The following is a 3,130-nucleotide window of genomic DNA, read 5'->3' as shown; positions in this document are numbered from 1 at the left end:
ACTCGGCGAAATCGAAACCACCCTCGAACAACACCCCCACGTCAACACCGCAGTCGTCATCCGCCACGAACACCAAAACACCGCACGCCTCATCGCCTACGTCACCGGACACAACACCCGACACCCGAACGTCAACGAACTACGCGAACACGCCGCCACCACACTCCCCACATACATGATCCCCGCCGTCATCATGACCCTCGACCGATTCCCCACCGGCAACACCGGCAAAATCAACCGCAAAGCACTACCCGAACCGGGATCGCAGCGCCCCGACCTCGACGTCGAATACATCGCACCAACCACCGACGAAGAACGACTGATCACCGGCATATTCGCCACCACCCTCGGCCTCGACCGAGTCGGCACCCACGACAACCTCTTCCACCTCGGCGGCACCTCCCTCCAATCAGCCGCCATCGCCGCAAGAATCGACGAAGCCACCAACACCGTCATCCCCGCCTCCCAAATCCACCGCACCCCCACACCACACCAACTAGCCCACTGGCTCACCACCGCACCCCGACGTACCGAGGCCGGCTCGGCCGCCGGTCAGGCCCGCCAGCGCCCCGGACCGGTTCCGCTCGCGCAGCAGGTGGCGAAGTGCCTGATGTCGCCCCTGGAGGTCGTCAACCCGGTCACCTGGTGGATCGAGGGCGAGCTGGACCCCCGAGCGTTGATGACCGCCCTCGCCGACGTCCACAAGCGACACGAAGCCCTGCGCGCACGCTACCGGCGCGTCGACCCACCGGTCGCCATCCTCCCCCCGAACCCCGGCATGCCCCAGCTCCGCCTACTCACCGACGCCACCACCGAACAAAACGCACTCGACCAACTCACCGAAGCACTACAACAACCCCTCGACTACACCCAAGGCCGCAACTGGCGCGCCGCCCTCATCCGCGAAAAATCCACCAACCGCATCCTCCTCGGCATCGGCATCCACCACATCGCCTTCGACGGCTGGTCCCACACCCTCCTCACCCACGACCTCAGCCACGCCTACACCGCCCGACTGGCAGGCAAAACCCCAGAATGGAACCAACCCGCACCCACACTGCGCGAGGCGTACGACGAATTCACCCGCCTGCGCGACGCGGCCGACCTGGAGACGCAGCGAGCGTACTGGCGTGAACAGTTGCGCGGCCTGCCCCGCCAGGGCGAACCCCCGGCCGACGCGTCGCTGGAACAGGCGCTGGCCTGGGGGCCCAAGGCCGGACACATCGTCACCGTCGCCCCCGACGTGATGGAGCGCTGGGACCGCGCCGCCCGCGAACACCGGTTCAGCCGCTCCACCTACTTCGCCGCCGCCTACGCCTCCGCGCTCCGCGCCATCCACCAGCAGGACGACATCGCCATGCTGATGGTCGTCGCAAAGCGGGGCAGCCGCGTCCTCGACTCCGCCTTCACCACCAGGCTCAACCTCAACTGCGTCCGGGTCCGGTTCGCCGGGCCGGGGGACGGCAACCTCGTCCTCCGGGTCCACGAGACGATCAGCGACCTCATGCGGGCCCAGGACGTCCCCTTCGCGGAGACCGCCAACGACCCCGCGGCCGGAATCTCCAGCGAGGTGGTCGCCAGCCTGCCCACCTTCGTCTACCAGGACAACGTCGTGCTCCCCCTGGAGCTGCCCGGCTGCCGGACCGAGGAGATCGTCGAGCCGTACGCCCGGGAGGTGCCCAACGGGCTCACGGTCGAGGTGCTGCCCCGCGCCGACCACGCCCTGCTGCGCGTCACCATCCGCACCGACTACCTGCCGTACAGCTTCGCCGAGGAGCTGAACGGCCACATGCTGCGCTTCCTCGAAGCGGGGCCCACCCCGGCCCTCATCGCCGACTGACCGTTCACCCCGTACCCCTCATGCCGTGGGCGTGCCCACGGAGTTCCTGGATTTCCTGACCCGGCCGTACCTGTGCAGGTGACGCCGGTCCTGATCGGAGGTTGGCTCATGTCTGTCGGGTTCGTAGGTGGTCAGGCCCAGGCCGCGAATGTAGCCAGGCCCGGTGCCGACTTCGAGACCCTCGACCTGACGGGTGACCTGCGGCGGCCACTGGTTTGGCCGGCCCGGGCGGCGTCGGAGCTACGGACGCTGGAGCTGCCTGGCCTGGCGGGTGCGGAGCCGGCTGGTGTGGTGGTGGCGGCGGGACTGATCGGGGTGCTGGCCCGGTACACGGGTCAGGAGGAGGTGGTGGTCGGTCTGCCGGGTGGCGGGTTGGTGCGGGTGGGTGTGGCGGGTGATCCGGGGTTCGCCGAGTTGGTGTCCCGGGTGGGTGCGGCGTGGGCCGCGCCGGTGGCGGGTGCGGGTTCGGGTGTGGTGGGTCCGGTGGTGGTGGGTGTGGTGGACGGTCCGGTGGTCGAGGTGGGCCCTGGTGTGGTGGATGTCGACCTGGTGGTGACCGCGGCCTCGGACGGGTCCGGGCTGCGGGTGGACTACGCGGTGGAAGGGTTCTCCACGGACTGGGTGCGGGGCCTGGTGGATCAGGTCGCGTTGTTGGCCGGGGCGGGTGTGCGGGAGCCGGATGTTCCCTTGTCTCGGTTGCCGTTGTTGGGTGTGGTCGAGCGGGAGCGGTTGTTGACGTGGGGTCGGGGTCCGGTGCGTCCGGTGCCGCATGAGCCGCTCCACGAACTGGTGCTGGAATGGGCACGCCGCACACCGGACGCGGTCGCGGGCATCGCCGACGGCGAGGTGCTGACGTACGGGGAACTGGCACGCCGATCGGAACTCCTGGCCCACTACCTACGGTCAGCCGGTGTCGGCATCGGTGACGTGGTGTCACTGGCGTTGGACCGCAGCATGTGGACCCTAGTAGCGACGCTGGGAGTGCTGCGAGCCGGAGCGGCATACACGCCGATGGACGTGTCGTGGCCGGCGGAACGGATGCGGATGCTCCTGACCGACCACAGCGCCCGGGTGGTGTTGACCGTCGGTGAGGTCGCCCCCCGCATCCCCGCACCCGACGGAGTACGGGTCGTCGCACTCGACAACGACTGGCCCGCCATCGAAGCAACCGAACCGGTCGACCTGCCGGCCGTGAACGCCACGGCGGCGGCGTTCGTCATCTACACGTCAGGATCGACCGGCACCCCCAAAGGCGTCGTCCTGTCACACGACAACCTGACGAACTTCCTC

2 protein-coding genes are annotated in these 3,130 nt (G+C 68.7%); both read left to right on the top strand.

The annotated features are described in order from the left end of the window. The coding region (locus ACH4T9_RS31930) for a condensation domain-containing protein (protein WP_396675160.1) at window positions 1–1,840 on the top strand (1,840 nt) is incomplete at its 5' end. A 108-nt stretch (window positions 1,841–1,948) separates the two neighbouring features. Then, a partial coding sequence (locus ACH4T9_RS31925; RefSeq protein ID WP_396675162.1) for an AMP-binding protein occupies window positions 1,949–3,130 on the top strand: 1,182 nt, incomplete at its 3' end.

It is taken from the genome of Micromonospora sp. NPDC020750, from assembly GCF_044334565.1.
GTDB lineage: Bacteria > Actinomycetota > Actinomycetes > Mycobacteriales > Micromonosporaceae > Micromonospora.
This window is presented reverse-complemented; position numbering and strand designations above follow the sequence as displayed.